Genomic DNA, 3,973 nt, shown 5'->3' on the forward strand with positions numbered 1-3,973 from the left:
CCCCCTTGTGGTCGGTGTACAGGTGGTGCATGGCTGTCGTCAGCTCGTGTCGTGAGATGTTGGGTTAAGTCCCGCAACGAGCGCAACCCTTGTTCTGTGTTGCCAGCATGCCTTTCGGGGTGATGGGGACTCACAGGAGACTGCCGGGGTCAACTCGGAGGAAGGTGGGGACGACGTCAAGTCATCATGCCCCTTATGTCTTGGGCTGCACACGTGCTACAATGGCCGGTACAATGAGCTGCGATACCGCGAGGTGGAGCGAATCTCAAAAAGCCGGTCTCAGTTCGGATTGGGGTCTGCAACTCGACCCCATGAAGTCGGAGTTGCTAGTAATCGCAGATCAGCATTGCTGCGGTGAATACGTTCCCGGGCCTTGTACACACCGCCCGTCACGTCACGAAAGTCGGTAACACCCGAAGCCGGTGGCCCAACCCCTTGTGGGAGGGAATCGTCGAAGGTGGGACTGGCGATTGGGACGAAGTCGTAACAAGGTAGCCGTACCGGAAGGTGCGGCTGGATCACCTCCTTTCTAAGGAGCACTTCTTACCGGGCTTCGGCTTGGTCAGAGGCCAGTACATCGGCGAGTGTCTGATGCTGGTTGCTCATGGGTGGAACGTTGACTATTCGGCACGATGGGTTGGGTTTGCTAGTACTGCTTCGGCGTGGAACGTAAGTCTCGGCTGGTCGTGTTGGGCGCGCTGTTGGGTGTCTGAGGGTGCGGACTACGGTCTGAACCTTCGCGATGCCGGCCCCGGTGAAGCATCCCTTGTGGGTGTGTGACGGGTGGCTGGTCGTTGTTTGAGAACTGCACAGTGGACGCGAGCATCTGTGGCCAAGTTTTTAAGGGCGCACGGTGGATGCCTTGGCACCAGGAACCGATGAAGGACGTGGGAGGCCACGATAGGCCCCGGGGAGCTGTCAACCGAGCTTTGATCCGGGGGTGTCCGAATGGGGAAACCCGGCAGTCGTCATGGGCTGTCACCCGCTGCTGAACACATAGGCAGTGTGGAGGGAACGCGGGGAAGTGAAACATCTCAGTACCCGCAGGAAGAGAAAACAACCGTGATTCCGGGAGTAGTGGCGAGCGAAACTGGATGAGGCCAAACCAGTCACGTGTGATACCCGGCAGGGGTTGCGTGGTTGGGGTTGTGGGAGTTCTTTTGATCGGTCTGCCGGCCGGTCGGCGAGTCAGAAACCGTTGATGTAGGCGAAGGACATGCGAAAGGTCCGGCGTAGAGGGTAAGACCCCCGTAGCTGAAACATTAGCGGCTTGCTTAAGAACCACCCAAGTAGCACGGGGCCCGAGAAATCCCGTGTGAATCTGGCGGGACCACCCGTTAAGCCTAAATATTCCCTGGTGACCGATAGCGGATAGTACCGTGAGGGAATGGTGAAAAGTACCGCGGGAGCGGAGTGAAATAGTACCTGAAACCGTGTGCCTACAAGCCGTGGGAGCGTCGCGCATCAAGCTTGCTTGGTGCGTCGTGACTGCGTGCCTTTTGAAGAATGAGCCTGCGAGTTTGCGGTATGTTGCGAGGTTAACCCGTGTGGGGAAGCCGTAGCGAAAGCGAGTCCGAATAGGGCGTGGAGTAGCATGCTCAAGACCCGAAGCGGAGTGATCTAGCCATGGGCAGGTTGAAGCGGAGGTAAGACTTCGTGGAGGACCGAACCCACCAGGGTTGAAAACCTGGGGGATGACCTGTGGTTAGGGGTGAAAGGCCAATCAAACTCCGTGATAGCTGGTTCTCCCCGAAATGCATTTAGGTGCAGCGTCGTGTGTTTCTTGCCGGAGGTAGAGCACTGGATAGGCGATGGGCCCTACCGGGTTACTGACCTTAGCCAAACTCCGAATGCCGGTAAGTGAGAGCGCGGCAGTGAGACTGTGGGGGATAAGCTCCATGGTCGAGAGGGAAACAGCCCAGAGCATCGACTAAGGCCCCTAAGCGTGTGCTAAGTGGGAAAGGATGTGGAGTCGCAGAGACAACCAGGAGGTTGGCTTAGAAGCAGCCACCCTTGAAAGAGTGCGTAATAGCTCACTGGTCAAGTGATTCCGCGCCGACAATGTAGCGGGGCTCAAGTACACCGCCGAAGTCGTGTCATTGCAGCATGAGGGCTAACGCCTGTTGTGATGGGTAGGGGAGCGTCGTGTGCCGGGTGAAGCAGCCGTGGAAACGAGTTGTGGACGGTTCACGAGTGAGAATGCAGGCATGAGTAGCGATACAAGAGTGGGAAACTCTTGCGCCGATTGACTAAGGGTTCCTGGGTCAAGCTGATCTGCCCAGGGTAAGTCGGGACCTAAGGCGAGGCCGACAGGCGTAGTCGATGGACAACCGGTTGATATTCCGGTACCCGCTTTGGAGCGCCCAATACTGAATCAGGCGATGCTAAGTCCGTGAAGCCGTCCTGGATCCTTCGGGTGAAGGGGAGTGGTGGAGCCGACGGACCAGACTTGTAGTAGGTAAGCGATGGGGTGACGCAGGAAGGTAGTCCAGCCCGGGCGGTGGTTGTCCCGGGGTAAGGGTGTAGGCCGTGTGGTAGGTAAATCCGTCACACGTTAAGGCTGAGACCTGATGCCGAGCCGATTGTGGTGAAGTGGATGATCCTATGCTGTCGAGAAAAGCCTCTAGCGAGCTTCATGGCGGCCCGTACCCTAAACCGACTCAGGTGGTCAGGTAGAGAATACCGAGGCGTTCGGGTGAACTATGGTTAAGGAACTCGGCAAAATGCCCCCGTAACTTCGGGAGAAGGGGGGCCATTTCCGGTGATGGCATTTACTGTCTGAGCTGGGGGTGGCCGCAGAGACCAGCGAGAAGCGACTGTTTACTAAAAACACAGGTCCGTGCGAAGCCGTAAGGCGATGTATACGGACTGACGCCTGCCCGGTGCTGGAACGTTAAGGGGACCGGTTAGTCAATCTTCGGGTTGGCGAAGCTGAGAACTTAAGCGCCAGTAAACGGCGGTGGTAACTATAACCATCCTAAGGTAGCGAAATTCCTTGTCGGGTAAGTTCCGACCTGCACGAATGGCGTAACGACTTCTCGACTGTCTCAACCATAGGCCCGGTGAAATTGCATTACGAGTAAAGATGCTCGTTTCGCGCAGCAGGACGGAAAGACCCCGGGACCTTTACTATAGCTTGATATTGGTGTTCGGTTCGGCTTGTGTAGGATAGGTGGGAGACTTTGAAGCGCCAACGCCAGTTGGTGTGGAGTCGTTGTTGAAATACCACTCTGGTCGTGCTGGATGTCTAACCTGGGTCCGTGATCCGGATCAGGGACAGTGTCTGGTGGGTAGTTTAACTGGGGCGGTTGCCTCCTAAAGAGTAACGGAGGCGCCCAAAGGTTCCCTCAGCCTGGTTGGTAATCAGGTGTTGAGTGTAAGTGCACAAGGGAGCTTGACTGTGAGACTGACGGGTCGAGCAGGTACGAAAGTAGGGACTAGTGATCCGGCGGTGGCTTGTGGAAGCGCCGTCGCTCAACGGATAAAAGGTACCCCGGGGATAACAGGCTGATCTTCCCCAAGAGTCCATATCGACGGGATGGTTTGGCACCTCGATGTCGGCTCGTCGCATCCTGGGGCTGGAGTCGGTCCCAAGGGTTGGGCTGTTCGCCCATTAAAGCGGTACGCGAGCTGGGTTTAGAACGTCGTGAGACAGTTCGGTCCCTATCCGCTGCGCGCGTAGGAGTCTTGAGAAGGGCTGTCCCTAGTACGAGAGGACCGGGACGGACGAACCTCTGGTGTGCCAGTTGTTCTGCCAAGGGCATGGCTGGTTGGCTACGTTCGGAAAGGATAACCGCTGAAAGCATCTAAGCGGGAAGCCTGCTTCGAGATGAGGGCTCCCTCCCACTTGATGGGGTAAGGCTCCCAGTAGATGACTGGGTTGATAGGCCAGATATGGAAGCGCCGTAAGGTGTGGAGTTGACTGGTACTAATAGGCCGAGGGCTTGTCCTCAGTTGCTCGCGTCCACTGTGT

2 rRNA genes are annotated in these 3,973 nt (G+C 56.9%); both read left to right on the forward strand.

Annotated elements, in window-relative coordinates:
* A 16S ribosomal RNA gene (locus ACFVT2_RS43230) occupies positions 1–529 on the forward strand; the annotation flags it as partial.
* 301 nt (positions 530–830) lie between these two features.
* Positions 831–3,952 (forward strand): 23S ribosomal RNA (locus ACFVT2_RS43235).
* Positions 3,953–3,973: the final 21 nt, after the last annotated feature.

It is taken from the genome of Streptomyces sp. NPDC058000 (genome assembly GCF_042886435.1).
Classification (GTDB): Bacteria; Actinomycetota; Actinomycetes; order Streptomycetales; family Streptomycetaceae; genus Streptomyces.